The following is a 2,923-nucleotide window of genomic DNA, read 5'->3' on the forward strand; positions in this document are numbered from 1 at the left end:
AGCAGGAGTTCCTGAAGGTCGACACCACCAACATCCTCTTCATCGTGGGGGGCGCCTTCCCGGGGCTGGACAACATCATCCAGCAGCGGATCGGCATCAAGACGCTGGGCTTCGGCGCCGACGTCAAGAAGAAGGTCGAGAAGCGGGCCGGTGAGCTTCTGGCCGGGGTCACCCCGGAGGACCTGTTGAAGTTCGGCTTCATCCCCGAGTTCGTGGGACGTCTGCCGGTGCTCGCCTCGCTGGCCGAGTTGGACGAGGAGGCCATGGTGCAGATCCTCAAGGAGCCCAAGAACGCCCTCATCAAGCAGTACCAGAAGCTCTTCGAGATGGAGCACGTGAAGCTCAAGTTCACCGACGGCTCCCTGATCGCCATCGCCCGGGAGGCCCTGAAGAGGAAGACCGGGGCCCGCGGCCTCAGGTCCATCCTGGAGAACGCCATGCTGGACATCATGTACGAGATCCCTTCCCAGCACATGGTGAAGGAAGTGGTGATCAGCGAAGAGGTCATCTACAACAAGGAAAAGCCGATCGTAGTCTACGAGAACGTTGCGGAAAGCGCCTGACGGACGGGAGAACATGACTGAAGAGAACGTCAAAATCGGCAGCAGAACCAGAAAGAGAGGGAATCCGGAAAGGTTCCCTCTCTTTCCTTTAAGGGACATCGTCATCTTCCCGCACATGGTGGTGCCGCTCTTCGTGGGAAGGGAGAAGTCGGTGCAGGCCCTGGAAGCGGCCATGGCCGACCACGACAAGCTGATCCTGTTGGCCACCCAGAAGAACGCCAAGACCGAGGACCCGCTGGCCGACGACATCTACACGGTAGGGACCGTCTGCCACATCATCCAGCTCCTGAAGCTGCCGGACGGCACCGTGAAGGTGCTGGTGGAAGGGAAGCGCCGCGCCTCCGTCGTCGCCTGGCACGACAACCGCTCCTTCTTCGAGGTGGACGTGCAGAGCCTGGCCGAGCCCCAGCCCAAGGGGAGCGAGGTGGAGGCGTTGAAGCGCGGGGTGGTGACCGGCTTCGAAAGCTACCTGGGGCTGAACAGCTCCATCCCCGCCGAGGTGCTGCAGTCGGTCTCCAGCATCGCCGACCCCTCCCGGTTGGCCGACACGGTCGCCCCGCACCTGAACCTGAAGGTATCCCAGAAGCAGGAGCTCCTGTCGCTCGCCTCCCCGCTGAAGCGGATGGAGCGGCTCCTGTCGCTGATGATGGCCGAGATCGAGATCCTGCAGATCGAGAAGAAGATCCAGGCCCGGGTCAAGAAGCAGATGGAGAAGACCCAGAAGGACTACTACCTGAACGAGCAGATCCGCGCCATCCAGAAGGAATTGGGGGGCAAGGACGAGTTCAAACAGGAACTGCAGGCCCTGGAGGCCAAGGCCGCCAAGCTTAAGCTTTCCGACGAGGCGAAAGAGAAGGTGCACGCCGAACTGAAGAAGCTCAAGTTCATGTCCCCGATGTCCTCCGAGGCGGCGGTGGTCAGGAACTACCTGGACTGGGTGCTGGCGCTTCCCTGGGGGGTGTACGGCGTGGAGAAAGCGGACCTCGCCGCTGCCCGCAGTTGCCTGGAGGCGGACCACTACGGTCTCGAGAAGGTGAAGCAGAGGATCCTCGAGTACCTGGCGGTCAACACCTTGGTCCCGGGCATGAAGGGGCCCATCCTCTGCCTGGTAGGTCCGCCGGGGGTGGGGAAGACCTCGCTCGCCCGCTCGGTCGCCCGCGCCACCGGCCGCGAATTCGTGAAGATCTCGCTGGGCGGGGTGCGGGACGAGGCGGAGATCAGGGGGCATAGGCGCACCTACGTGGGGGCCATGCCCGGCAAGATCATCCAGTCCCTCAAGAAGTGCGGCTCCTCCAACCCGGTCTTCCTGTTGGACGAGATCGACAAGATGACCGCCGATTTCCGCGGCGATCCCGCCTCGGCGCTTCTGGAGGTGCTCGACCCGGAGCAGAACTTCTGCTTCAACGACCACTTCCTGGACCTCGACTACGACCTCTCCCGGGTGATGTTCATCACCACCGCCAATTCCAGCCACGCCATCCCCCGGCCGCTTTTGGACCGCATGGAACTGGTCAGGCTGGACGGCTACACCGAGCACGAGAAGCTCGCCATCTCCCGCCAGTACCTGGTCCCCAAGCAGGGGAAAAACAACGGGCTGTCCGGGAAGGGGATCACCGTCTCCGATGCGGCGCTCACCGAGATCATCCGGCGCTACACCCGCGAGGCGGGGGTGCGTAACCTGGAGCGGGAGATCGGCACCATCTGCAGAAAGATCGCCTTTGCGGTGGTGGAGGGGGGCAAGATGCGCCGCACCGTTCAGCCCAAGCAGGTGGCCGGCTACCTGGGTCCCCCCCGCTTCAAGTACGGGGAGGCCCCGGGCGAGGACGCGGTCGGGTTGGTGACCGGCCTGGCCTGGACCGAGGTGGGAGGCGACCTCTTGAACATCGAGGTGGTCGCCCTCCCCGGCAAGGGGAAGCTGACCGTTACCGGCAAGCTGGGGGAGGTCATGCAGGAGTCGGCCCAGGCGGCCATGAGCTACGTCCGCTCGCGCGGCGAACTGCTTGGCTTCGCCAAGGACTTCTACCAGCACCTCGACATCCACATCCACGTGCCGGAGGGGGCCATCCCCAAGGACGGCCCCTCGGCCGGCATCACCATGGCCTGCGCGCTCACCTCTGCGCTCACCCGGCGTCCGGTCCGGCGCGACATCGCCATGACCGGCGAGGTCACCCTGCGCGGCGCCGTGCTCCCCATCGGGGGGCTCAAGGAGAAGCTCCTGGCGGCCGGGCGCGGTGGCATCCGCACCGTGCTGATCCCCAAGGAGAACGAGAAGGACCTCTCGGATGTCCCCCAGGAGATCACCGCCGGCCTCACCATCCATGCCGTCTCGCACATGGACGAGGTGCTGAGCCACGCACTGC

2 protein-coding genes are annotated in these 2,923 nt (G+C 64.4%); both read left to right on the plus strand.

Annotation, left to right across the window (positions count from 1 at the left end):
- Positions 1-563 (plus strand): ClpB D2-like domain containing protein (locus tag VJ604_RS02785; RefSeq protein ID WP_324079863.1); only part of this gene is annotated, 563 nt, incomplete at its 5' end.
- A 13-nt stretch (positions 564-576) separates the two neighbouring features.
- Positions 577-2,923 (plus strand): endopeptidase La (gene lon / locus VJ604_RS02790; RefSeq protein WP_324079864.1); only part of this gene is annotated, 2,347 nt, incomplete at its 3' end.

The sequence above is a fragment of the Geomonas sp. genome, from assembly GCF_035254065.1.
Classification (GTDB): Bacteria; Desulfobacterota; Desulfuromonadia; order Geobacterales; family Geobacteraceae; genus Geomonas.